Annotated in this window: 18 protein-coding genes and 1 pseudogene; 12 read left to right on the plus strand and 7 right to left on the minus strand. The window is 65.6% G+C overall.

The window, feature by feature from the left end; translation table 11 throughout:
- Window positions 1-81: 81 nt before the first annotated feature.
- The 4 genes from ileS to dut all read left to right on the plus strand — a co-directional run bounded on the left by ileS (window position 82) and on the right by dut (window position 5202).
- Window positions 82-2919, plus strand: a complete 2838-nt coding sequence (gene ileS, locus JMF86_RS12485) for an isoleucine--tRNA ligase (RefSeq protein ID WP_011546014.1) — start codon at window positions 82-84, stop codon at window positions 2917-2919.
- A 2-nt stretch (window positions 2920-2921) separates the two neighbouring features.
- Window positions 2922-3422: a signal peptidase II gene (gene lspA, locus JMF86_RS12490; protein WP_006478035.1), complete on the plus strand. Its 501-nt coding sequence runs from the start codon at window positions 2922-2924 to the stop codon at window positions 3420-3422.
- 68 nt (window positions 3423-3490) lie between these two features.
- On the plus strand, window positions 3491-4702 hold the full coding sequence (coaBC, locus tag JMF86_RS12495; RefSeq protein WP_011694367.1) for a bifunctional phosphopantothenoylcysteine decarboxylase/phosphopantothenate--cysteine ligase CoaBC: 1212 nt from the start codon (window positions 3491-3493) through the stop codon (window positions 4700-4702).
- Window positions 4703-4755: 53 nt separating this feature from the next.
- The gene (gene dut, locus JMF86_RS12500) at window positions 4756-5202 is read left to right on the plus strand and encodes a dUTP diphosphatase (RefSeq protein ID WP_011546016.1); all 447 of its coding nucleotides are present in this window, start codon (window positions 4756-4758) and stop codon (window positions 5200-5202) included.
- Window positions 5203-5260: 58 nt separating this feature from the next.
- Here the strand turns inward: dut and JMF86_RS12505 are convergent, their stop codons facing one another.
- The 4 genes from JMF86_RS12505 to clpS all read right to left on the minus strand — a co-directional run bounded on the left by JMF86_RS12505 (window position 5261) and on the right by clpS (window position 10262).
- Entirely contained in the window at window positions 5261-6031 is a 771-nt protein-coding gene (locus JMF86_RS12505; protein WP_011546017.1) for a membrane protein, read from the minus strand.
- Window positions 6032-6167: 136 nt separating this feature from the next.
- Entirely contained in the window at window positions 6168-7547 is a 1380-nt protein-coding gene (locus JMF86_RS12510; protein ID WP_041489239.1) for an amino acid permease, read from the minus strand.
- A 103-nt stretch (window positions 7548-7650) separates the two neighbouring features.
- Window positions 7651-9951, minus strand: coding sequence for an ATP-dependent Clp protease ATP-binding subunit ClpA (gene clpA, locus JMF86_RS12515; RefSeq protein WP_011694369.1), 2301 nt, complete (start codon window positions 9949-9951; stop codon window positions 7651-7653).
- Window positions 9948-10262, minus strand: a complete 315-nt coding sequence (gene clpS, locus JMF86_RS12520; RefSeq protein ID WP_006398529.1) for an ATP-dependent Clp protease adapter ClpS — start codon at window positions 10260-10262, stop codon at window positions 9948-9950. The genes clpA and clpS overlap by 4 nt, the downstream gene beginning before the upstream one ends.
- Window positions 10263-10806: 544 nt before the next feature.
- Between clpS and JMF86_RS12530 the strand changes: the two genes are divergently transcribed.
- Window positions 10807-11010 carry a cold-shock protein gene (locus tag JMF86_RS12530; protein WP_006478030.1) on the plus strand — a complete coding sequence of 68 codons (204 nt, stop codon included), beginning with the start codon at window positions 10807-10809 and terminating at the stop codon, window positions 11008-11010.
- 181 nt (window positions 11011-11191) lie between these two features.
- Here JMF86_RS12530 and JMF86_RS12535 read toward each other — a convergent pair whose 3' ends face one another.
- The gene (locus JMF86_RS12535) at window positions 11192-12799 is read right to left on the minus strand and encodes a multicopper oxidase family protein (RefSeq protein WP_011546020.1); all 1608 of its coding nucleotides are present in this window, start codon (window positions 12797-12799) and stop codon (window positions 11192-11194) included.
- A gap of 577 nt (window positions 12800-13376) precedes the next feature.
- Here JMF86_RS12535 and JMF86_RS12540 point away from each other — a divergent pair.
- On the plus strand, window positions 13377-13601 hold the full coding sequence (locus JMF86_RS12540) for a hypothetical protein (protein ID WP_006478028.1): 225 nt from the start codon (window positions 13377-13379) through the stop codon (window positions 13599-13601).
- 123 nt (window positions 13602-13724) lie between these two features.
- Here JMF86_RS12540 and JMF86_RS12545 read toward each other — a convergent pair whose 3' ends face one another.
- Window positions 13725-15953, minus strand: a complete 2229-nt coding sequence (locus JMF86_RS12545; RefSeq protein ID WP_011546022.1) for an NADP-dependent isocitrate dehydrogenase — start codon at window positions 15951-15953, stop codon at window positions 13725-13727.
- 280 nt (window positions 15954-16233) lie between these two features.
- Entirely contained in the window at window positions 16234-17490 is a 1257-nt protein-coding gene (gene icd / locus JMF86_RS12550) for an NADP-dependent isocitrate dehydrogenase (protein ID WP_006478026.1), read from the minus strand.
- Between the two features lie 278 nt (window positions 17491-17768).
- Here icd and JMF86_RS12555 point away from each other — a divergent pair, with 278 nt between their 5' ends.
- The 6 genes and pseudogenes from JMF86_RS12555 to JMF86_RS35040 form a co-directional block, all read left to right on the plus strand.
- Window positions 17769-18347, plus strand: a complete 579-nt coding sequence (locus JMF86_RS12555) for a pseudouridine synthase (protein ID WP_011546023.1) — start codon at window positions 17769-17771, stop codon at window positions 18345-18347.
- Between the two features lie 281 nt (window positions 18348-18628).
- Window positions 18629-18844: a hypothetical protein gene (locus JMF86_RS12560; RefSeq protein WP_011352970.1), complete on the plus strand. Its 216-nt coding sequence runs from the start codon at window positions 18629-18631 to the stop codon at window positions 18842-18844.
- Between the two features lie 160 nt (window positions 18845-19004).
- Complete coding sequence (locus tag JMF86_RS12565) at window positions 19005-19505, plus strand: DUF192 domain-containing protein (protein ID WP_011546024.1); 501 nt, start codon at window positions 19005-19007, stop codon at window positions 19503-19505.
- Between the two features lie 240 nt (window positions 19506-19745).
- Window positions 19746-21857, plus strand: coding sequence for an elongation factor G (gene fusA / locus JMF86_RS12570; protein WP_011694370.1), 2112 nt, complete (start codon window positions 19746-19748; stop codon window positions 21855-21857).
- Window positions 21858-22023: 166 nt separating this feature from the next.
- A complete protein-coding gene (locus JMF86_RS12575; protein ID WP_041489241.1) occupies window positions 22024-23034 on the plus strand; it encodes a HoxN/HupN/NixA family nickel/cobalt transporter in 1011 nt (336 codons plus the stop codon).
- Between the two features lie 290 nt (window positions 23035-23324).
- Window positions 23325-23983 (plus strand): annotated as a pseudogene (locus JMF86_RS35040) (hypothetical protein); the annotation flags it as partial.

Raw genomic sequence — 23983 nt, forward strand, 5'->3', positions numbered from 1 at the left:
CGCACCCTCGCGCCGCCCTCGCGCGCGCCTACCCGATTCACGACGCCCGAGCGTCCCCCCGATTTAGATAGCGATCCCATCATGAGCAACAAGAAAGCCGATTCGAAACCGCAGGCCAAGTATCCGGTCAACCTGCTCGACACGCCGTTCCCGATGCGCGGCGACCTGCCCAAGCGCGAGCCGCAGTGGGTCAAGGAGTGGGAAGCGCGCGGCATCTACGAGAAGATCCGCGCGGCCAGCCAGGGCCGGCCGAAGTTCATCCTGCACGACGGCCCGCCGTATGCGAACGGCGACATCCACCTCGGCCACGCGGTGAACAAGATCCTGAAGGACATCGTCGTCAAGTCGCGCAACATGGCCGGCTTCGACGCGCCGTACGTGCCGGGCTGGGATTGCCACGGGATGCCGATCGAGATCCAGATCGAGAAGCAGTTCGGCAAGTCGCTGCCGGCGGCCGAAGTGATGAGCAAGGCGCGCGCGTACGCGACCGAGCAGATCGAGAAGCAGAAGGTCGGCTTCAAGCGCCTCGGCGTGCTCGGCGACTGGGCCAACCCGTACAAGACGATGAACTTCGTGAACGAGGCGGAAGAAATCCGCGCGCTCGGCAAGATCATCGAGAAGGGCTACGTGTACCGCGGGCTGAAGCCGGTGAACTGGTGCTTCGACTGCGGCTCGGCGCTCGCGGAAGCGGAAGTCGAGTACAAGGACCGCACCGACCCGACGATCGACGTGATGTTCGCGTTCGCGGAGCCGGAAAAGACCGCGCACGCGTTCGGCCTGCCGGCACTGCCGCGCGCCGAGGGCGGCATCGTGATCTGGACCACCACGCCGTGGACGATCCCCGCCAACCAGGCGCTGAACCTCCATCCGGAAATCATCTACGCGCTGGTCGACACCGAGCGCGGGCTGCTGATCATCGCGGAAGAACGCGTCGAAGCCTGCATGACCGACTTCAAGCTCACGGGCCGCGTCGTCGCGACCGCGCCCGGCGTGAAGCTCGCGAACCTGCGCTTCCACCACCCGCTCGCATCGGCCCACCCCGGCTACAAGCGCACCGCGCCCGTCTACCTCGGCGACTACGTGACGACAGACACCGGTACCGGCGTCGTGCACTCGTCGCCCGCGTACGGTATTGAAGACTTCATGTCGTGCAAGGCGCACGGGATGACCGATTCCGACTTCATCAACCCGGTGATGGGCGACGGCCGCTATATCGAATCGCTGCCGCTGTTCGGCGGACTGTCGATCTGGGATGCGAACCCGAAGATCGTCGACGCGCTGAACGCGGCCGGCTCGCTGCTGCGCAGCGAGAAGTACACGCACAGCTACATGCACTGCTGGCGCCACAAGACGCCGATCATCTACCGCGCGACGTCGCAGTGGTTCGCCGGCATGGACGTGACGCCGCAAGACGGCGGCAAGACGCTGCGCGAAACGGCGCTCGAAGGCGTCGACGCGACCGCGTTCTATCCGTCGTGGGGCAAGCAGCGCCTGTTCAGCATGATCGCGAACCGTCCGGACTGGACGCTGTCGCGCCAGCGCCAGTGGGGCGTGCCGATGGCGTTCTTCGTGCACAAGGAAACCGGCGAGCTGCACCCGCGCACGCTCGAGCTGCTCGAGGAAGTCGCGAAGCGCGTCGAACAGTCGGGCATCGAGGCATGGCAATCGCTCGACCCGCGCGAGCTGATCGGCGACGACGCGAACCTGTACGAAAAGAACCGCGACACGCTCGACGTGTGGTTCGACTCGGGCACGACGCACTGGCACGTGCTGCGCGGCTCGCACAAGGATCAGCTGCAGTTCCCGGCCGACCTGTACCTCGAAGGCTCGGACCAGCATCGCGGCTGGTTCCATTCGTCGCTGCTCACCGCATCGATGATCGACGGCCGCGCGCCGTACAAGGGCCTGCTCACGCACGGCTTCACGGTCGACGGCGAAGGCCGCAAGATGAGCAAGTCGCTCGGCAACGGCATCGACCCGCATGAAGTCGCGAACCGCCTCGGCGCGGAGATCATCCGCCTGTGGATCGCGTCGACCGACTACTCGGGCGAGCTCGCGATTTCCGAGGAAATCCTGAAGCGCGTGACGGAAGGCTATCGCCGCATCCGCAACACGCTGCGCTTCCTGCTCGCGAACCTGTCGGATTTCGACTTCGCGCAGCACGCGGTGCCGGTCGACGAGTGGCTCGAGATCGACCGCTATGCGGTCGCGTTCTCGCAGCAACTGCAGACGGAGCTGCTCGGCCACTACGAGAAGTACGAATTCCACCCGGTCGTCGCGAAGCTGCAGACGTACTGCTCGGAAGACCTCGGCGGCTTCTACCTCGACGTGCTGAAGGATCGCCTGTACACGAGCGCCGCCGATTCGCGCGCGCGCCGCTCCGCGCAGACCGCGCTGTATCACCTGACGCACGGGCTGCTGCGCGTGCTCGCGCCGTTCCTGTCGTTCACGGCGGAAGAAGCGTGGAAGGTGTTCCAGCCGGCGAGCGACACGATCTTCACGGAAACCTACTATGCGTATCCGGAAGTCGCCGGCTCGGCCGCGCTGATCGAGAAATGGGCGCTGCTGCGCGACGTGCGCGGCAGCGTGACGAAGGCGCTCGAGGAAGCGCGCACCGCGAACCGCATCGGTTCGTCGCTGCAGGCCGAAGTGGCCGTGCATGCGAGCGGCGCACGCTACGACGCGCTGACGAGCCTCGGCGACGACCTGAAGTTCGTGCTGATCACGTCGGCCGCGACGGTCGTCAAGGTCGACGACGAAGCGCAGGAAAGCGTCGACGTGGCCGCGTCGAAGTACCAGAAGTGCGAGCGCTGCTGGCACTACCGCGAAGATGTCGGCGCGCACGCCGAGCACCCGACGCTGTGCGGCCGCTGCTTCTCGAACCTGTTTGAAAACGGCGAAATCCGGAGCGCTGCTTAAATATGGCGAAGACCCTGTCGAAACCGGCCAGCGGCGCGCTCGCGCCCTGGCTCGGTATTTCGCTGATCGTGATCCTGTTCGACCAGCTGTCGAAGATCGCGATCCTGAAAACGTTCGCGTACGGCGCGCAGCATGCGCTGACGTCGTTCTTCAACCTCGTGCTGGTGTACAACCGCGGCGCCGCATTCGGCTTCCTGTCGACCGCGAGCGGCTGGCAGCGCTGGGCGTTCACCGCGCTCGGCGTCGGCGCGACGCTCGTGATCTGCTTCCTGCTGAAGCGCCACGGCCACCAGCGGCTGTTCAGCGTGTCGCTCGCGCTGATCCTCGGCGGCGCGCTCGGCAACGTGATCGACCGGCTCGTCTACGGTCACGTGATCGACTTCCTCGATTTCCACCTCGGCGCGTGGCACTTCCCGGCATTCAACCTCGCCGATTCCGCGATCACGGTCGGCGCGGTGCTGCTGATCTACGACGAGCTGCGTCGCGTGCGCGGCGCGCGCTGAGCGCGCATACTCCGTGTCGACGGCCGGCTTCGCGCCGGCCGTTCCGTTTGACCCCCAGGAGGCCTGAGTTGGCACACGCAGAACTTGCAGGAAAACACCTCGTTCTCGGCCTGACGGGCGGCATCGCCTGCTACAAGATCGCCGAACTCACGCGGCTGCTCGTGAAGGCCGGCGCGACCGTGCAGGTCGCGATGACCGACGCCGCCACCCAGTTCATCACGCCCGTCACGATGCAGGCGCTGTCGGGCCGGCCCGTCTATACGAGCCAGTGGGACGCGCGTATCGACAACAACATGGCGCACATCGACCTGTCGCGCGAAGCCGACGCGATCGTGATCGCGCCCGCGTCGACGGATTTCCTCGCGAAGCTCGCGCACGGGTTCGCCGACGACCTGCTGTCGACGCTGTGCGTCGCACGCGACTGTCCGCTGCTCGTCGTGCCCGCGATGAACCGCCAGATGTGGCAGAACCCGGCCACGCAACGCAACGCCGCGCAACTGCGCGCGGACGGCGTATCGGTGCTCGGCCCGGATTCGGGCGCGCAGGCGTGCGGCGAGGTCGGCGACGGCCGCATGCTCGAGCCCGAGGCGATCTATGAAGCGATCGTCGCGCACTTCGCGCCGAAGGTGCTCGCGCACCGCCGCGTGCTGATCACGGCCGGGCCGACCTTCGAACCGCTCGACCCGGTACGCGGCCTGACGAACCGCTCCAGCGGCAAGATGGGTTTCGCGCTCGCGCGCGCCGCGCAACAGGCCGGCGCCGACGTGCATCTCGTCGCCGGGCCGGTCGCGCTCGACACGCCGTGGGGCGTGTACCGCCAGGACGTGCAGACCGCGCAGCAGATGTACGACGCGGTGATGCATGCAGTGGCCGAAGCCGACATCTTCATCGCAGTGGCCGCGGTCGCCGACTGGCGCGTCGACCAGCCGGCCGAGCACAAGATGAAGAAGACGGCCGACCGCAAGATGCCGGCGCTCGCGTTCGTCGAGAATCCCGACATCCTCGCGTCGGTCGCGGCGCTGCCCGATGCGCCATTCTGCGTCGGCTTCGCGGCCGAAAGCGGCGACCTCGACGTGCATGGCGACGAGAAGCGCAAGCGCAAGAACGTGCCGTTGCTCGTCGGTAACCTCGGCCCGCTGACGTTCGGCCGCGACGACAACGAAGTCGTGCTGTTCGAGGCCGCCGGCCTCACGCGCCTGCCGCGCGCCCCGAAGGACGAACTCGCGCACGTGCTCGTCGCGGAAATCGCGAAGCGCCTGCCCGACAACCGCCTGATCTGATCCCGCGCGGCGGCCATAGCCGCCGCGCCCTTCCCGACCGATTCGACGACCGCATGAAACTCGACCTGAAGATTCTCGACGCGCGCATGCGCGACTACCTGCCCGCCTACGCGACCACCGGCAGCGCCGGCCTCGATCTGCGCGCGTGCCTCGACGCACCGGTCACGCTGCAGCCGGGCGAAACCACGCTCGTGCCGACGGGCCTCGCGATCCACCTTGCGGACCCCGGCTATGCGGCGCTGATCCTGCCGCGCTCGGGCCTCGGCCACAAGCACGGGATCGTGCTCGGCAACCTCGTCGGCCTGATCGATTCCGACTACCAGGGCCAGTTGATGGTCTCGACGTGGAATCGCGGCCAGACCGCGTTCGTGCTGAACCCGTTCGAGCGCCTCGCGCAGCTCGTGATCGTGCCGGTCGTGCAGGCACAGTTCAACATCGTCGACGAATTCACCGAGAGCGATCGCGGCGAAGGCGGCTTCGGCAGCACCGGGCGCCACTGAGCCACGCGGCATAAAAAAAGGGGCCACGCTGAGTGGCCCCTTTCCTTTTCACGCACCGTCACTTGCCGGCCGGTTGCGCGATCCGCGCGGGCGCCGGTTCGCGGCGCCGCGCCTGCGCGATGCTTGCATAGACGACCATCGCGACCAGCACGCCGAGCAGTACGGCCGACGAGCCGACCGTGCCGAGCGCGAGACCGCCCTTCGCGACCGGCTTCGTCAGCAGGTCGCCGACCGTCGCGCCGAACGGACGCGTGAGCACGAACGCGGCCCAGAACAGCAGCACGCCGGAGATTCGCGTGAAGTAGTGCGCGAGCACGATCGCCGCCAGCAGGCCGCCGATCAGCAGTGCGCCGCCGCCGAAGCCGAGCCCCGAGCTGTCCGCGAGGAAGTCGCCGAGCGCGGTGCCGAGCGTGTTCGAGAACAGGATCGCGATCCAGTACAGCAGTTCGACCTTGCGCGTACGGATCAGGTCGACCGACAGCGATTCGCCGCTGAAGCGCCAGACCGCGAAGATCGCCAGCAGGATCGCGACGAGGATCGACGCGCCGGCCGCATAGCCGAGGCCGAGCGTGCGATCCATGAAGTCGGACATCGTCGTGCCGGCCGTGCTCGTCGCGACGATCACGGCCCAGTAGATCGCCGGGCGATAGCGCGTCGTCCTGAGCTGTGCGCCCAGCGTCACGAGAAAGAAACCGAACAGCAGGATCGAGCTCACCGCGTAGCCGACGTTCAGCGTCATCGACAGCAGATCGCCGCCGGTTTCGCCGAGCGTCGTCGCGCAGATCTTCATGATCCAGAACGCGAGCGTGATTTCGGGCAGTGTGTTCATTCGAACCCCTTTTTGCAGGAAGCGGCGCGCCGGTGCGGATCGGCACGCCATGCAGACAGGATCGAATGTAGGCGCCGCTCGCTTAACGGAACCTTAGCGAGTGTGACGAACGGCGCGAGTGCTCGCGCCGGCGCGGTCAGCGCGCGTGCTGGTGCCGGTAATGCAGCGCGTAGGCGAGCGTCAGCAGCACGACGAATACGACGCCGACCACCATCGTCATCCGGAATTCGCGCGTGAAAGCGGTCGTCAGCAGGATCGCGGCGACGAGCCCCGCGCCGAGCAGGCTGCCGAACGGGTGCCCCCACATCCGGAACGCGAGCGCGGGGCCGCGATACCGCGCACGGAACCGCAGGTGCGTGACGAAGATCATCAGCCACGTGAACAGCGCGCCGAACATGGCGATCGCCATCATCACCGTGAACGCGGTGTCGGGCGCGAGCGCGACCAGCACGGCCGCCACCGCGACGCCGCTCGTCGAGATCCACAGCGCCGCCCGCGGCACGCCGTTCGCACCGAGCCGGCCGAACACCGCGGGCGCGAGGCGCGCGCGCGACAGGCTGAACATCATGCGTGTCGTCACGTAGAGCTGGCTGTTCATCGCCGACAGCGCCGCGATCAACAGCACGAAGTTGATCACGCCGGCCGCATACGGCACGTGCGTCGCGGCCATCACCTTCACGAACGGGCTTTCGTCGGTGCCGGCCTGCGTCCATGGCACGATCGCGAGCATCAGCGCGAGCGTCAGCAGGTAGAACAGCACGAGCCGGAACACGGTCGAGCGGAATGCGCGCGTGACCGCGTGCTGCGGATCGCGCGCCTCGCCGGCCGCGATCGCGACCGCTTCGATGCTCATGTAGCTGAAGATCGCGACGATCACCGCGACCCACGTACCCCACGGCCCCTTCGGCATGAAGCCGCCGTGCGCGGTGTAGTTCGCGAAACCGATGCCTGACGCGACCGGCGCCGCCCACACGAGATACGCACCGAGCACGATGAACACGACGATCGCCGCGATCTTCAGCAGTGAGAACGCGTATTCGACCGTCCCGTACAGCGTGACGCTCGCGAGGTTCACCGCGATCAGCAGCGCCGAGAAGCCGATCACCCAGTACCAGCCGGGCACGGCCGGGAACCAGTACTTCATGAACACCGCGATCGCGCTGATCTCGGTGCCGATCGCGAACACGACCGCGAACCAGTACGCGTAGCGCACCAGGAAGCCCGCGAGCGGGCCGACGTAATGCTCGGCATAGGCGCCGAACGAGCCGGCCGTCGGATGCGCGACGGTCATTTCCGCGAGCGCGCCCATCAGCAGCAGCGCGATCAGCGCGCCGATCGCATAGGACACCAGCACGCTCGGGCCGGCGAGCCCGATCGCGAACCCGCTGCCGAGGAACAGCCCCGTGCCGATCGCGCCGCCGATCGCGATCATCGCCATCTGCCCCGACGTCAGCGCGTGGCGCAACCCTTGTTCTCGCGCGACGATAGCGTCGAACGACCGTTGTTGTTGTGTCACTGCGTTACCACTCCCCTGCACCACCATCGCGCCGCCGGCGCCGGATAAAACGAAACGGCGCGGAGAACTTCCCGCGCCGTTCGCATGAACAACGAATTATCGCTTACTCGACTTCGACCGTCTCTTCGTTCGGCTTGTGCGGCGGATTCGCCAGCTTGTCGAACGACAACTGCACCTTGTCGCTTTCGTCGACGTCGACCGTCACGTGGCCGCCGTTGAGCAGCTTGCCGAACAGCAGTTCGTCGGCCAGCGCGCGCCGGATCGTGTCCTGGATCAGCCGCTGCATCGGCCGCGCGCCCATCAGCGGGTCGAAGCCATGCTTCGCGAGATGCTTGCGCAACGCGTCGGTGAAGAGCGCGTCGACCTTCTTCTCGTGCAGCTGTTCCTCGAGCTGGATCAGGAACTTGTCGACCACGCGCATGATGATTTCCTCATCGAGCGAGCGGAAGCTGATGATCGAATCCAGACGGTTGCGGAACTCCGGCGTGAACAGGCGCTTGATGTCGGTCATCTCGTCGCCGGTTTCGCGGCGCGTCGTGAAGCCGATCGTCGCCTTCTGCATCGACTCGGCGCCCGCGTTCGTCGTCATGATGATGATGACGTTGCGGAAATCCGCCTTGCGGCCGTTGTTGTCCGTCAGCGTGCCGTGGTCCATCACCTGCAGCAGCACGTTGAAGATGTCCGGATGCGCCTTCTCGATTTCGTCGAGCAGCAGCACGCAATGCGGCTTCTTCGTGACGGCTTCGGTCAGGAGGCCGCCCTGGTCGAACCCGACGTAGCCCGGCGGCGCGCCGATCAGCCGGCTCACCGCGTGACGCTCCATGTATTCAGACATGTCGAAGCGGATCAGCTCGATGCCGAGCGTGAACGCGAGCTGGCGCGCCACTTCGGTCTTGCCGACACCCGTCGGGCCGGAGAACAGGAACGCGCCGATCGGCTTGTCCATCTTGCCGAGGCCCGCGCGCGCCATCTTGATCGACGCCGCGAGCGCATCGATCGCCGGGTCCTGGCCGAACACGACGCTCTTCAGGTCGCGGTCGAGCGTCTGCAGCTTGCTGCGATCGTCCTGCGACACGCTTTGCGCCGGCACGCGCGCGATCTTCGAGATGATTTCCTCGATCTCGCTCTTGCCGATCGTCTTCTTCTGCTTCGACTTCGGCAGGATGCGCTGCGCGGCGCCCGCCTCGTCGATCACGTCGATCGCCTTGTCCGGCAGGTGACGGTCGGTGATGAAGCGCGCCGACAGCTCGGCCGCGGCCGACAGGGCGCCCGACGAATACTTGACGCCGTGATGCTCCTCGAAGCGCGATTTCAGCCCGCGCAGGATCGCGACCGTCTGCTCGACGCTCGGCTCCGTCACGTCCACCTTCTGGAAGCGCCGCGACAGCGCCGCATCCTTCTCGAAGATGCCGCGATACTCGGTGAACGTGGTCGCGCCGATGCACTTGAGCGTGCCCGACGACAACGCCGGCTTCAGCAGGTTCGACGCATCGAGCGTGCCGCCCGACGCGGCGCCCGCGCCGATCAGCGTATGGATTTCGTCGATGAACAGGATCGCGTGCGGGCGCTCCTTGAGCTCCTTCAGCACCGTCTTCAGCCGCTGCTCGAAATCGCCGCGATACTTGGTGCCCGCGAGCAGCGCGCCCATGTCGAGCGAGTACACCTGCGCGTTCGCGAGGATGTCCGGCACTTCGCCGCGCGTGATGCGATACGCGAGCCCTTCCGCGATCGCGGTCTTGCCGACGCCGGCTTCGCCGACGAGCAGCGGGTTGTTCTTGCGGCGACGGCACAGCACCTGCACGACGCGCTCGACCTCGGGCTCGCGACCGATCAGCGGATCGATGCGGCCGTCCTTCGCCATCTGGTTGAGGTTCTGCGTGAACTGCGCGAGCGGGGTTTCCTTCTGCGCGTTCGCGTCTTCGCTTTCCGCGTTCGCATCGGTCGACTTCGCGGCTTCGCCGTTGTTCGTCTTCGCGATGCCGTGCGAAATGAAGTTCACCACGTCGAGACGCGTGACGCCCTGCTGCTGCAGGTAGTACACGGCATGCGAATCCTTCTCGCCGAAGATCGCGACCAGCACGTTCGCGCCGGTGACTTCCTTCTTGCCGTTCGACGTCGACTGGACGTGCATGATCGCGCGCTGGATCACACGCTGGAAACCGAGCGTCGGCTGGGTATCGACGTCGTCGGTACCCGGGACGGTAGGTGTGTTGTCGTGGATGAAATTGCGCAGGTTCTGACGCAAGTCCTCAATGTTGGCCGCACACGCGCGCAACACCTCGGCTGCCGTCGGATTATCCAGCAGGGCCAGCAGCAGGTGCTCGACCGTAATGAACTCATGGCGCGCCTGGCGTGCTTCCATGAACGCCATGTGCAGGCTGACTTCCAATTCCTGGGCAATCATGCTTCCTCCATCACGCACTGCAGCGGATGCCCTGCCTGCCGCGCATGGGTAACGACTTGCTCAACCTTGGTCGACGCGATGTCCCGCGTATAGACCCCACAAACCCCTCGCCCTTCGCGATGGACCTTCAGCATGATCTGCGTGGCCGTCTCGCGATCCTTCTTGAAATACTCCTGGACCACCATCACGACGAACTCCATCGGCGTGAAGTCGTCGTTGAGCAGCACCACCTTGTACATCGAAGGCGGCTTGAGCTTCTGCTGCTTGCGTTCCAGGACGGTACTGTCCTGCTTGTCCGGGATAATCGCCATACACCCATTCTAAACAACTCGGACAGGCCCGCAATCCTGCCATTACCCGACCGACCGGCCGGCGCCCTCCCCGGTGTCCCGGAACACGCGATCGTCTTCGCGCCATACGAAAGCCGGCTGCGGTGCCGGCTTTCACGCATGGCGCGGAACACGAACCGTCAGGGGGAAGCTCACCGGAACGTCGTGTCCGCATCCAGTATCCCACAAGCCGGGACGACTCGAACGCGTGTCACTCGAGCCTGGTATATGAGCCGATTATGCGGCTTTTCAAGCCCCCGCGCTTGGCCACATGCTGCAAAGCAAAGCCGGAAAAACCCTGAAAATGGGTTCTTTACAACGACCCTCTAAACGTCTAAAAATTCCACTTGACACTCCAATAAAGAGCGCCAACAATCAAGCTGGCACTTTTTTCAATTCGCCGATTGGCGAAACGAAAGAGGCCGAGGTGAGCTTGTGAGGGGGGAACGGCCGTATTTTGGTCGTTTAGCTTTTCGAGCGTGCTCGTGGTAAGTAGCAGCGACTGTGTGACAGGGGAAGTAGGAAAATGGCAACTGGTATCGTTAAGTGGTTCAACGACGCGAAGGGCTTCGGTTTCATCACTCCCGACGAGGGCGGTGAGGATCTGTTTGCGCACTTCTCGGCTATCACCATGAATGGCTTCAAAACGCTGAAGGAAGGCCAGAAGGTGAGCTTTGACGTCGTTCAAGGACCGAAGGGCAAGCAAGCGTCGAACATCCAAGCCGCATAAGGCATCGGATATCGGACGAAGAAACCCGGCGCACAGCGCCGGGTTTCTTTTTTTTGTGGCCGGCCAATCGATAATCGATTGGCCGGCCTTTTCGTTCAATCCCGATAATTGAACACACATTGTCTTGTCACGCATGCAGATCGGATATCGAATCCGCATGTGAAACATATCCGCGGCTTCGTTACACGACCTTCAGCGTACCCATCATGCCGAGATCCTCGTGTTCGAGAATGTGGCAATGAAACATGCGCTCGCCGGGCATGTCTTGCGTGACGAGCAGCGACACGGTTTCACCGCTGCGCACGTTCACGGTATCGCGCCACGCGCGGAACGGCTCGCTCGTGCGCGAACCGGCCGATGCCCGCTCGATCACCTGGAACTGCGTGCCGTGCAGGTGGAATGGGTGGTCCATGTCCGTCGTATTGCGGATCTCCCAGCGCTCGACGTCGCCGCGGCGGCTCGTCAGCGTCGCGCGGTGCGGCGCGTAGGTGTCGCCGTTGATCGTGAAGCGCATGCCTGCCGGGCGGCCGTGCGCCGCGCCCTTCATCATCGCGTCCATGTCCATTTCCTCGCCGAACGCGACCGTCTTGTGCGCGACCGGTTCGCCGAGCGGCGGCACCGCGCGCAGCGTGGCAGGCAGCACACGGGCCTCGGCGGGCGCAAACGCGACATCGGCCAGCGCCAGCGCCGGATCGGGCGGCAGGCTGCCGTGGCCGTCGTCGTGCGACATCGCCATCTTGCGGCGGTCGTACTCGGCCGCCTGCAGCACCGCGCGCGACGCGCGGTCGCCGGCGCGCACCAGCAACTCCGCGCGCTCGCCCGGCGCGATCAGCAGCGACGTCACGCGCCGCGCCGTGCCGAACAATCCGCCGTCGGTGCCTGCGTGCTCGAACACGCGGCCGTCGTCGAACGCGATGCGCAGGTAGCGCGCGCTGCATGCATTCCAGACACGCCAGCGCTCGTCGCTCGCGACGTCGATGCGCGGCCGGCGCGCGCCGTTGACCAGGACGAATTGACCTTCCCGGCCGTTCATCCAGTCCATCATGTCGTTCGGCGCAATCGTGCCGTCGCGTGCAAGCTTCAGGTCCGACACGAACAGGTGACGCTCGGGCCAGCCGGCTAGCGGATCGTCCGCGGCGCGCACGACGAACGGGCCGGCCAGCCCGCGGAACACCTGCTCGGCGGTCATCATGTGCGGATGCGGGTGGTACCAGTAAGTCCCGGCGCTGCCCTTCGGCAGCGTGAAGCGATACACGCGCGACGCGCCGGGCGCGACGGGATCGGACGGATTGCCGTCCTGGTCCGGCGGCACGGGCAGGCCGTGCCAGTGGATCGTCGACGGCTGCGGCAGCTTGTTCACGAACCGGATCTCGACCGTATCGCCCTCGCGCACGTCGATCAGTGGGCCGACCACGGGGCCTTGCGTACCGGTACCGAACTGCCAGAACGTCGTCGGCCGCGCGCCGCGCAGCAGCGGTCGCGCCACCGGTTGAGCGACCAGCGTGGCCCGGAACGTGCCGGGCTCACGGCTTTCGTTGGCGAGCGTGCGCAACGTCGCGAGCGGCGCGCCGGCCGGCAGCGCGTCGGCGGCCGCGAGCGCGGCCGGCGCGGGCTGGCCGTGCTGCGCGTGCGCCGACATCCCTGACATACCCGACATGCCCGGCATGTCGTCCATCGAATCCATGCCGGCCATGCCCGCGTGACCGGCATGCTGCGCCGACGCGGTGCGCGCGAACAGCGACGCGGCCGCGACGCCGATGGCGCGCGACAGGAAGGTTCTCCGTCTCATCAATCGATCCTCGTTGTTCATGCAGCGCCGCGCGACAGCCGCGACGGTCGCGTCATCATAACCGCAGGGCCGGATCGAAAAACGCCGCCGCCCCCGCGGGCGGCGATACGCCGCGGCAAGCGTCGCCGGGCGGCGTCTCGGCAACCATCGTTACTCACCTGCCGGCCCTTTGCGCCGGCCAGCAAACGAGATTTCCACCTTCCGCCCCGCCCTGGCATACGCGCTCGCGGCCCCGATGGTCCGCAAACCCGCCAATTTTTCACGATGCGGAACAAGTCACTGCGTTATAAAAATTCGTGGTGCACGGCACAAATTCGCCGTTTCGCGATGCCGAAAAACTTTCCGCAATACAAAACGACGCAAATAAATTATTGTTTTTAAAAAAGAATTTTTGTTTCGAGAAGACGTTCTACCTGCACCATCCGAGCGGGGCGCGGACGTAGACTTTGTTCCATGCACTGACGCTTCGCCACGACGTTCGACACGGAACCCGGCGCAAGCAGCCAGTCGGGCCACAGCCGGCCGAGCCGGCAGGCGGCACAACAGAATCGCTCGTGATCAGAAAGGGAGAACGGAAATGAAGGGATTTCGCTTTGGTTCAGCGCTCGGGTCGTTCTACATCCTGCCGGCAAACGGCGGCTGGGAAGCGACGTTCGGCAACGCCTCGCTCGGCGCGTTCTCGTGCCCGGAAGTCGCGGCCGACCGCATCTCCCGCGGCGACTGCGCGCAACCGTCCGAACTGGACACGGCCACGCTCGAAGTGCCGGACGAAATCGCCGAATGGGAAATCGTTCACGTCTGAATGGCAAGCCTGCAACGACAAACGCCCCGGGCGACCGGGGCGTTTTTCTTGTGTGCCGGGCGGCGAACGGTTCAACCCGCCGCGCCGGCACATGCACGGGCTCGCGCGCTGGCGCGGCCGGCGTCAGGCGAGCGCGTCGACGATGCCGTTCAGCGTCGCGCTCGGGCGCATGGCCTGGCTCGTCAGCTCGACGTTCGGACGGTAGTAGCCGCCGATCGCCTGCGGCTTGCCTTGCGCGGCCGCCAGTTCTTCCAGGATGCGCGCTTCGTTGTCGGACAGCGTCTTCGCCACGCCTTCGAACTGCGCCTTCAGCGCGGCGTCCTCGGTCTGCTCGGCCAGCGCCTGCGCCCAGTACAGGCACAGGTAGAAGTGGCTGCCGCGGTTGTCGAGACCACCCACCTTGCGCGCCGGCGACTTGTTCTCGTCCAGGAACTTGCCGGTCGCCTGGTCGAGCGTCTTCGCGAGCACGAGCGCCTTCGGGTTTTGATAAGCGTTGCCGAGGTGTTCGAGCGACGCGGCCAGCGCGAGGAATTCGCCGAGCGAATCCCAGCGCAGGAAGCCTTCCTCGACGAACTGCTGCACGTGCTTCGGCGCGGAACCGCCCGCACCCGTTTCGAACATCCCGCCGCCGGCCATCAGCGGCACGATCGACAGCATCTTCGCGCTGGTGCCGAGTTCCATGATCGGGAACAGGTCGGTCAGGTAGTCGCGCAGCACGTTGCCGGTGACCGAAATCGTGTCCTTGCCCGCGCGGATGCGCTCGAGCGAGAAACGCGTGGCGTCGACCGGCGTCATGATCCGGATGTCGAGGCCGTTCGTGTCGTGATCCTTCAGGTAGCGTTCGACCTTCGCGATGATCTGCGCATCGTGCGCGCGCGCCGGATCGAGCCAGAACACGGCCGGAGCGCCGGTCGCGCGGGCACGGTTGACCGCGAGCTTGACCCAGTCCTGCACCGGTGCGTCCTTCGTCTGGCACATGCGCCAGATGTCGCCCGACTCGACCGCGTGCTCGAGCAGCACGTTGCCGGCTTCGTCGATGACGCGCACGACGCCGTCCGCCGGGATCTGGAACGTCTTGTCGTGCGAACCGTATTCCTCGGCCGCCTGCGCCATCAGGCCGACGTTCGGCACGCTGCCCATCGTGACCGGATCGAACGCGCCGTGCTGCTTGCAGTCCTCGATCACGGCCTGGTAGACGCCCGCGTAGCAGCGGTCCGGAATCACGGCCTTCGCGTCGTACAGCTGACCGTCCGGGCCCCACATGCCGCCCGAATCGCGGATCATCGCCGGCATCGATGCGTCGACGATCACGTCGCTCGGCACGTGCAGGTTCGTGATGCCCTTGTCCGAGTTGACCATCGCGAGGCGCGGACGCACCGCGTACTCGGCCTTGACGTCGGCTTCGATCGCTTCGCGCGTGTCGGCCGGCAGGTCCTTCAGGCGCGCGTACAGGTCGCCGATCCCGTTGTTCGGGTTGAAGCCGGCCTTCGCCAGCACGTCCGCGTGCTTCGCGAGCGCGTCGCGGTAGAACACCGACACGAAGTGACCGAACAGGATCGGGTCCGAGACCTTCATCATGGTCGCCTTCAGGTGCACCGAGAACAGCACGTCCTGCGCCTTCGCGTCGGCGATCTGCGCTTCGATGAAGCTGCGCAGCGCATTGCGGCTCATCACCGATGCGTCGATCACTTCACCGGCCTTCACGGCCGTCTTTTCCTTCAGCACCTTCTTCGCGCCGTCGGTCGTCGTGAGTTCGATCTTCACGCTGCCGGCATCGGCGATCAGCGCCGACTTCTCGCTGCCGTAGAAGTCACCTTCGGTCATGTGCGCGACGTGCGCCTTCGACGTGGCCTTCCACGCGCCCATCTTGTGCGGATGCTTGCGTGCGTAGTTCTTGACCGACAGCGGCGCGCGGCGGTCGGAGTTGCCTTCGCGCAGCACCGGGTTCACCGCGCTGCCCTTGATCTTGTCGTAACGCGCCTTGACGGCCTTTTCTTCGTCCGTCGACGGATCTTCCGGATAGGCCGGCAGCGCGTAGCCCTGCGCCTGCAGTTCGGCGATCGCGGCCTTCAGCTGCGGCACCGATGCGCTGATGTTCGGCAGCTTGATGATGTTCGCTTCCGGCTTCAGCGTGAGCTGGCCCAGCTCGGCCAGATCGTCGGAACCCTTCTGCTCCGACGGCAGGACGTCTGCGAATGCCGCGATGATGCGGCCGGCGAGCGAGATGTCGCGCGTTTCGACGGCGACGCCGGACGAACGCGTGAAGGCCTTGACGATCGGCAGCAGCGAGTAGGTCGCGAGCGCCGGCGCTTCGTCGGTGAGGGTGTAGATGATCTTGGGCGAAGTGGACATGGTGGTCAAAGCATTGCTACGTGATTGAGGGACTGAGGAGCGCCGGCGGTAACCGGCGGGGAGCGACCGGGTCGATCGCGAAAGGGGCGCCGGCTCAGCCGGGCGGTGGTGTTGCGAGGGCCGTCATGGTCTACCTTGCAGGGCATGCGGGCCGCTTCGCGGCGCCGCGGCCCGCAAGCCGGGCCACCCTGCCAACAAACCTGCCATCCACGAAACGCTCCGGCGCCGGCAGTCAGCGCCGGGGCGGCCGGCACCGTGCCGGCCCACCCCGGAAGGGGTCTTACATGTTCTCGATCAGCACTTCGCCGAAGCCGGAGCACGACACCTGCGTCGCGCCTTCCATCAGGCGCGCGAAGTCGTACGTGACGCGCTTCTGCAGAATCGACTTCTCCATCGCGGCGATGATCGTGTCGGCTGCTTCCGTCCAGCCGAGGTGGCGCAGCATCATTTCCGCCGACAGGATCTCGGAACCGGGGTTCACGTAATCCTTGCCCGCGTACTTCGGCGCCGTGCCGTGCGTCGCCTCGAACATCGCGACCGAATCCGACAGGTTCGCGCCAGGCGCGATCCCGATGCCGCCGACCTGCGCGGCCAGCGCGTCGGAGATGTAGTCGCCGTTCAGGTTCAGCGTCGCGATCACGTCGTATTCGGCCGGGCGCAGCAGGATCTGCTGCAGGAAGGCATCGGCGATCGAATCCTTGATCACGATCTCGTTGCCCGTCTTCGGGTTCTTCACGCGCATCCACGGGCCGCCGTCGATCAACTCGCCGCCGAATTCCTTCTGCGCGAGCGCGTAGCCGGCGTCACGGAACAGGCCTTCCGTGAACTTCATGATGTTGCCCTTGTGCACCAGCGTGACCGACTTGCGATCGTTGTCGATCGCGTACTGGATCGCCTTGCGCACGAGACGCTCGGTGCCTTCGGTCGACACGGGCTTGACGCCGATCCCGGAAGTTTCCGGGAAGCGGATTTTCTTCACGCCCATCTCGTCCTGCAGGAACTTGATCACCTTCTTCGCCTGCTCGGAGCCCGCGGCCCATTCGATGCCCGCGTAGATGTCTTCCGAGTTCTCGCGGAAGATCACCATGTCGATCTTCTGCGGCTCACGCACCGGCGACGGCACGCCCTTGAAGTACTGGACCGGGCGCAGGCACACGTACAGATCGAGCTCCTGGCGCAGCGCGACGTTCAGCGAACGGATGCCGCCGCCGACCGGGGTCGTGAGCGGCCCCTTGATCGACACCACGTATTCCTTCAGGACCTGCAGCGTTTCGTCCGGCAGCCACACGTCCGGACCGTACACCTTGGTCGCCTTCTCGCCCGCGAAGATCTCCATCCAGTGGATCTTGCGCTTGCCCTTGTACGCATGCGCGACCGCCGCATCGACGACCTTGATCATGACCGGCGTGATATCGAAGCCCGTACCGTCGCCTTCGATATAGGGAATGATCGGCTGATCGGAAACGTTGAGCGAGAAGTCCTTGTTGACGGTGATCTTGTCACCGCCCTCCGGAACCTTGATGTGCTGATACGGCATGATCGACTCCAGTGACGTGGCTGAGCAGGTGATGCTGGTCGAAGCTGCGCGCGCGGCGGGGGCGCGGCATGGCCACCCCGTGACGACAACAGCGAGCCGCTATTCTAGCGCCCCAACCGGGCACTTCGGCGTGAACCGCGGCACTGCGTATCAAGACCTCACTTATGTCTTATATAAGACAGAGGACTTGCCGTTCCGTATTATGCATTAAGATTCCGCCATTTGCCATAGACCGCCCGCCCCCCGCTCCGCGCGGGGCGCCGGGCAGACGCCCCGCCATGAACCTGATCGCCCTCAACAAGCCGTTCGGCACGATTTGCCAGTTTTCCGCGCACGAGACGCGGCCGTCGCTCGGCGACTGGGTCAAAACGCCCGGTGTCTATGCGGCCGGCCGGCTCGACGCGGACAGCGAGGGGCTGCTGCTGCTCACCGACGACGGCGGGCTGCAGGCCCGCATCGCGGAGCCGCGCCACAAGCTGGTGAAGCGCTACTGGGCGCAGGTCGACGGCGCGCCGGGGCCGGCCGACCTGAAGGCGCTCGCCCGCGGCGTCGACCTCGGCGACTACGTGACGCGCCCGTGCCGCGCCGAATTCATCGAGCCGCCCGACACGCTGTGGCCGCGCAATCCGCCGATCCGCTACCGCGCCGCGATCCCGACCACGTGGATCGAGCTCGCGATCACCGAGGGCAAGAACCGGCAGGTGCGCCGGATGACGGCGGCCGTCGGCTTCCCCACGTTGCGCCTGGTGCGCGTCGGCATCGGCGCGCTGGACATATTCGCGCTCGGCATTGCACCGGGCGAAACGATCGCGCTGCCGCCGCGCGCGCCGTGGGACGGTTTCGCGCCCGTCGGATGACGAAGCCGGGACGCGCGCATTTTTCGTCATCTTTTTCGTCAACCGCCTGCGGAGATCGTGCGTTAAACCACGCAGATGCCAACCTTAGCTATCCGGCATTGGCAGCCGAACCCGTGTTTGCGTCACGAAAGCGACGTTTTATTCGAATACGATTCGGCGCCCGCAGCGCAAAGAGAAATTTCTCGAAGCGTCTGTCAACCGAAAGGTGGATGGCACCGTTAGACGACATGACTCCTATTGCCGGGTCATTTGGTTAATTAACTAAAGCTGAGGAACACAACATGAACAAACTGATCGCCGCTCTGGTCGCTGGCCTCTTCGCAACGGCTGCTTTCGCACAAGCTTCGGCTCCGGAAGCTGCTCCGGCAGCAGCAGAAGCTGCTTCGGCACCGGCTAAGCACGCTGCCAAGAAGCACCACGCTGCCAAGAAGCACCACAAGGCATCGAAGAAGGCTGCAGCAAGCGACGCAGCAGCACCGGCAGCTGCTTCGAACTAAGTAAGCTGGCTGTAATAACGCAGTCAAGAACACGCAGTCTTGCCGTTCTTACGGCGTTGAAAGGCAGATCACCGCAAGGCGATCTGCCTTTTTCTTTTTTGTGCCCGCCGGCGCGCATCGCGTACCATGCGGGTCTCGTTTTCCAGACAGGAGCCATGCTGTGTCATTCTCCCTGCGCCCGTCGCTCGGCCGCCTTGCGCGCGCCGCCGTGTTTCCCGCCGCGCTCGCCGTCTTCGCACTCGGCATGCAGGCCGCCAGCGCGCAAGTGCCGCCCGGCGCCAAGCAGCCGAGCGAGTTCCCGCGCGTGAAGCTGCGCGCCGGCATGTACGTGATCGACGCGGCCGTCGCCGCGAACGACGCCGACCGCGAACAGGGGCTGATGTACCGTTCGCAGCTCGCGCCGAACGAAGGCATGCTGTTCGTCTTCAACGAGAACGCCGTGCACTGCTTCTGGATGAAGAACACGCTGATTCCGCTGTCGATCGCGTTCATCCGCGCGGATGGCACGATCACCGACATCGACGAGATGAAGGCCGAGACGACCGACAACCACTGCCCGCGCAACAACGGCGTCTATGCGCTCGAAATGAGCAAGGGCTGGTTCGCCGCGAAGGGCATCAAGCCCGGCATGAAGCTCGACGGCCTGCCGCGGGCTCAGTAACCGCAACGGTCCGCGCGGCGGCATCGCGCCGCGCCCCGACCGAACAGCCGGCCGCCCGTCATTTCCTGTCGGGCGCCGGTTTTTTTTCGTCCGCCCGCGGCGCCCGCCTTGATTCGGCACCCGCTGCCCGCATCTGCAAAAGCCACGGACAAGCGCTATCCTTTAAATCTCGCTAGTTCCAGCCCGGGCCGGCATCCAATCAGCCGGCCCGCTTACGATCCGAACCACCAGGAGGTTCACGTGCCCCGCAAAACCCCCATCGAGCGCTATCGAAATATCGGGATCAGCGCTCACATCGATGCCGGCAAGACCACGACGACCGAGCGCATCCTGTTTTACACCGGTGTGAGCCACAAGATCGGTGAAGTGCACGACGGCGCGGCCACGATGGACTGGATGGAGCAGGAGCAGGAACGCGGCATCACGATCACGTCGGCGGCGACCACGGCCTTCTGGAAGGGCATGGCCGGCAACTATCCGGAGCACCGGATCAACATCATCGACACGCCCGGGCACGTCGACTTCACGATCGAAGTCGAGCGCTCGATGCGCGTGCTCGATGGCGCGTGCATGGTCTACGACTCGGTCGGCGGCGTGCAGCCGCAATCGGAAACCGTGTGGCGCCAGGCCAACAAGTACAAGGTGCCGCGCATCGCGTTCGTCAACAAGATGGACCGGATCGGCGCCGACTTCTTCCGCGTGCAGAAGCAGATCGGCGAGCGCCTGAAGGGCGTCGCCGTGCCGATCCAGATTCCGATTGGCGCCGAAGACCATTTCCAGGGCGTCGTCGATCTGGTGAAGATGAAGGCGATCGTGTGGGACGACGAAAGCCAGGGCGTGAAGTTCACGTACGAGGACATCCCCGCGAACCTCGTCGAGCTCGCGCACGAATGGCGCGAGAAGATGGTCGAGGCCGCCGCCGAAGCGAGCGAGGAACTGCTCGAGAAGTATCTGCACGACCATGAATCGCTGACCGAGGACGAGATCAAGGCCGCGCTGCGCCAGCGCACGATCGCGAACGAGATCGTGCCGATGCTGTGCGGCAGCGCGTTCAAGAACAAGGGCGTGCAGGCGATGCTCGACGCGGTGATCGACTACCTGCCGTCGCCGGTCGACGTGCCCGCGATCCTCGGCCACGACTTCGCCGATCCGGAAAAGCCGGCGGAACGTCATCCGAGCGATGACGAGCCGTTCTCGTCGCTCGCATTCAAGATCATGACCGACCCGTTCGTCGGCCAGCTGATCTTCTTCCGCGTGTATTCGGGCGTCGTCGAGTCGGGCGATACCGTGCTCAACGCGACGAAGGACAAGAAGGAGCGGCTCGGCCGGATCCTGCAGATGCACGCGAACGAGCGCAAGGAAATCAAGGAAGTGCGCGCGGGCGACATCGCGGCGGCCGTCGGCCTGAAGGAAGCGACGACGGGCGACACGCTGTGCGATCCGCAGAAGCCGATCATCCTCGAGAAGATGGAATTCCCGGAACCGGTGATCTCGCAGGCCGTCGAGCCGAAGACGAAGGCCGACCAGGAAAAGATGGGCCTCGCGCTGAACCGTCTCGCGCAGGAAGATCCGTCGTTCCGCGTGCAGACCGACGAAGAGTCCGGCCAGACCATCATTTCGGGGATGGGCGAGCTCCACCTCGAAATCCTGGTCGACCGGATGAAGCGCGAGTTCGGCGTCGAGGCGACGGTCGGCAAGCCGCAGGTCGCGTATCGCGAAACGGTGCGCACGACGGCGGCCGACGTCGAGGGCAAGTTCGTCAAGCAGTCGGGCGGGCGCGGCCAGTACGGTCATGCGGTGATCACGCTGGAGCCGAACCCCGGCAAGGGCTACGAGTTCCTCGACGAGATCAAGGGCGGCGTGATTCCGCGCGAGTTCATCCCGGCCGTCGACAAGGGCATCACCGAGACGCTGAAGAGCGGCGTGCTCGCGGGCTACCCGGTCGTCGACGTGAAGGTGCATCTGACGTTCGGTTCGTACCACGACGTCGACTCGAACGAAAACGCGTTCCGGATGGCCGGCTCGATGGCGTTCAAGGAAGCGATGCGAAAGGCGAAGCCGGTGCTGCTCGAGCCGATGATGGCCGTCGAGGTCGAGACGCCCGAGGACTTCATGGGCAACGTGATGGGCGACCTGTCGAGCCGGCGCGGCATCGTGCAGGGGATGGAGGACATCGCGGGCGGTGGCGGCAAGCTGGTACGTGCCGAGGTGCCGCTCGCGGAGATGTTCGGCTATTCGACGTCGCTGCGCTCGGCCACGCAAGGTCGTGCGACGTACACGATGGAGTTCAAGCATTACGCGGAAACGCCGGCGAACGTGTCGGAAGCCGTGATCAACGCGAAAGTGAAATAAGCACCGCTCGCTCGCGCGCTGGCGCATGCGCGCAAAGCCCGTCCGGTTCGTTCCGGACGGGCTTTTTTCTTTCGGCGCGCATCGCGTTCGTGGCTTTTTGATCGGCGCGCCGAGCTTTTTTTAGCGTGCCACAATGGATGGCGATTCGTCAGATGGAACCCGCCCGATGCCGCCCACCCCTGCCCTGCGCCGCCTGCTGACCCTCTATGCCGGCCTGATCGCCGCGAACGTCGCCGTCTGGCTGTGGGCGCTCGCCGTGCTGCACGATCATCCGCTGCTGTTCGGCACCGCGGCAATCGCGTACGGGCTCGGGCTGCGTCATGCGGTCGACGCGGATCACATCGCCGCGATCGACGTCGCGACGCGCAAGCTGATGCAAGACGGCCAGCGTCCGGTGAGCGTCGGCCTGTTTTTCTCGCTCGGCCATTCGACGATCGTGATCGCCGCGACGCTCGGCATCGCGCTGACCGCGTTCGCGTTGCGCGACCGGTTCGATGCGTTCCGCGACATCGGCGGCACGATCGGCACGGCGGTGTCGGCCACTTTCCTGCTGGTGCTCGCGTGCGTGAACCTGATGATCCTGCGCGACGTGTGGCGACGCTATCGCGGCGCGTCCGGGCACACGCACGACGGCGCGCACGATCATCGTCCCGCCGGCCTCGTCTCGCGGTTGCTACGGCCGTTGTTCCGGTTCGTGTCGAAGAGCTGGCACATGTATCCGGTCGGCGTGCTGTTCGGGCTCGGTTTCGATACTGCAACCGAAATCGGCCTGCTCGCGATTGCCGCCGCGCAGGCGAGCCAGGGGCTGCCGATCTATACGGTCATGCTGTTTCCCGCGCTTTTCACCGCCGGCATGACGCTGATCGACTCGACCGACAACGTGCTGATGATTCACGCGTACGGCTGGGCGATGGACGATCCGCAGCGCAAGCTGCTCTACAACGCGAGCATCACATTCGTGTCGGCGGCCGTCGCGCTGGCGATCGGCGGGATCGAAGCGGCCGGCCTGCTGGCCGACAAGCTGTCGCTGACGGGCCCCGTGCGCGACACGCTCGATGCGCTCGGCGACCGCTTCGGCTCGATCGGCTATGGCATCGTCGCGCTGTTCCTCGTCTGCTGGATCGCGTCGATCCTGTTCCACCGCTGGCAACGCGCGGCCGACGCGCCGGCGCGCTGAACGACGCCCCGACGTTTCATTCCGGAAACAAAACCCTTCCCGACGACGTTGCATGCGTGGTCACGCGACTGCGCCCGCCTTGCGCCACGGGCCCGCGCGGCCGATGGCACGAATCTCGCAGAGTGGGATGCGCACGGCGGGCCCGCGTGCCGATCCGCGTTCGCGGCCAGCGTCAAGCGCTGGCCCGGAGGCCATCGGCTGACGATAGGACAACGAATCTTTTAAGCCCCCCTGCACCACACGTGAATAGTCGCGCGGCAACGAGGCATCGCGCGCATGGGGAGGCCATGATGCATAAGACGAAACAACCGTTCCGCACGGCGGGACGGCGCCCTCGTGCAACCTTGCTGGCCGCGGCCGCTTTGGCGTGCTGCTGCTCGTATGCCGTCGCACAGAACACCACACCTGACTCCGCGTCCGACGCAAATGCCAGCGCGGACACCATCATGACGCTGGTCGAGAACGCATCGCCGTGCGCCGCCAATCCGGCTGCATGCGCGGTGCACGTTTATGCCGGCCGGGGCGTCGGTAATGGCGGTGCCGGTGCGGGTGGCAGTGGCAGCGGCAACGGCAACGGCAACGGCAGTGGAAACGGTGGTGGGAACGGGAACGGTAGCGGCGGAAACAACGGGAACGGCGCCGTCGGACCTGCAGGCGTCGGCGGAACGACAGGCGGTACCTCAGGCAGTACGAGCGGCACGGGTCGGGGAGGCAATGCGTCCGGCAACGGTGGCTCAGGTGGCGGCACCTCGGGTAGCGGCACTTCGGGTGGTGGTACTTCAGGTGGTGGTACTTCAGGTGGAGGCACTTCGGGTGGAGGCACCTCGGGTGGCGGTACTTCGGGTGGCGGTACTTCGGGCGGCGGTACTTCCGGTGGCGGTACTTCCGGGGGCGGTACTTCCGGTGGCGGTACTTCCGGTGGCGGTACTTCCGGGGGCGGTACTTCAGG

It is taken from the genome of Burkholderia sp. E168m15, from assembly GCF_016586105.1.
In the GTDB taxonomy this organism is placed as follows: domain Bacteria; phylum Pseudomonadota; class Gammaproteobacteria; order Burkholderiales; family Burkholderiaceae; genus Burkholderia; species Burkholderia orbicola.

Excerpts from the sequence above, each read along its gene's own strand:
- JMF86_RS12540 (WP_006478028.1), top strand. The coding sequence starts at position 13,377 with ATGAAGGGATTTCGCTTTGGTTCAGCGCTCGGGTCGTTCTACATCCTG.
- JMF86_RS12545 (WP_011546022.1), bottom strand. The coding sequence starts at position 15,953 with ATGTCCACTTCGCCCAAGATCATCTACACCCTCACCGACGAAGCGCCG.
- ileS (WP_011546014.1), top strand. The coding sequence starts at position 82 with ATGAGCAACAAGAAAGCCGATTCGAAACCGCAGGCCAAGTATCCGGTC.
- lspA (WP_006478035.1), top strand. The coding sequence starts at position 2,922 with ATGGCGAAGACCCTGTCGAAACCGGCCAGCGGCGCGCTCGCGCCCTGG.
- clpS (WP_006398529.1), bottom strand. The coding sequence starts at position 10,262 with ATGGCGATTATCCCGGACAAGCAGGACAGTACCGTCCTGGAACGCAAG.
- JMF86_RS12560 (WP_011352970.1), top strand. The coding sequence starts at position 18,629 with ATGAACAAACTGATCGCCGCTCTGGTCGCTGGCCTCTTCGCAACGGCT.
- icd (WP_006478026.1), bottom strand. The coding sequence starts at position 17,490 with ATGCCGTATCAGCACATCAAGGTTCCGGAGGGCGGTGACAAGATCACC.
- JMF86_RS12505 (WP_011546017.1), bottom strand. The coding sequence starts at position 6,031 with ATGAACACACTGCCCGAAATCACGCTCGCGTTCTGGATCATGAAGATC.
- dut (WP_011546016.1), top strand. The coding sequence starts at position 4,756 with ATGAAACTCGACCTGAAGATTCTCGACGCGCGCATGCGCGACTACCTG.
- JMF86_RS12535 (WP_011546020.1), bottom strand. The coding sequence starts at position 12,799 with ATGAGACGGAGAACCTTCCTGTCGCGCGCCATCGGCGTCGCGGCCGCG.
- clpA (WP_011694369.1), bottom strand. The coding sequence starts at position 9,951 with ATGATTGCCCAGGAATTGGAAGTCAGCCTGCACATGGCGTTCATGGAA.
- JMF86_RS12575 (WP_041489241.1), top strand. The coding sequence starts at position 22,024 with ATGCCGCCCACCCCTGCCCTGCGCCGCCTGCTGACCCTCTATGCCGGC.
- JMF86_RS12530 (WP_006478030.1), top strand. The coding sequence starts at position 10,807 with ATGGCAACTGGTATCGTTAAGTGGTTCAACGACGCGAAGGGCTTCGGT.
- JMF86_RS12555 (WP_011546023.1), top strand. The coding sequence starts at position 17,769 with ATGAACCTGATCGCCCTCAACAAGCCGTTCGGCACGATTTGCCAGTTT.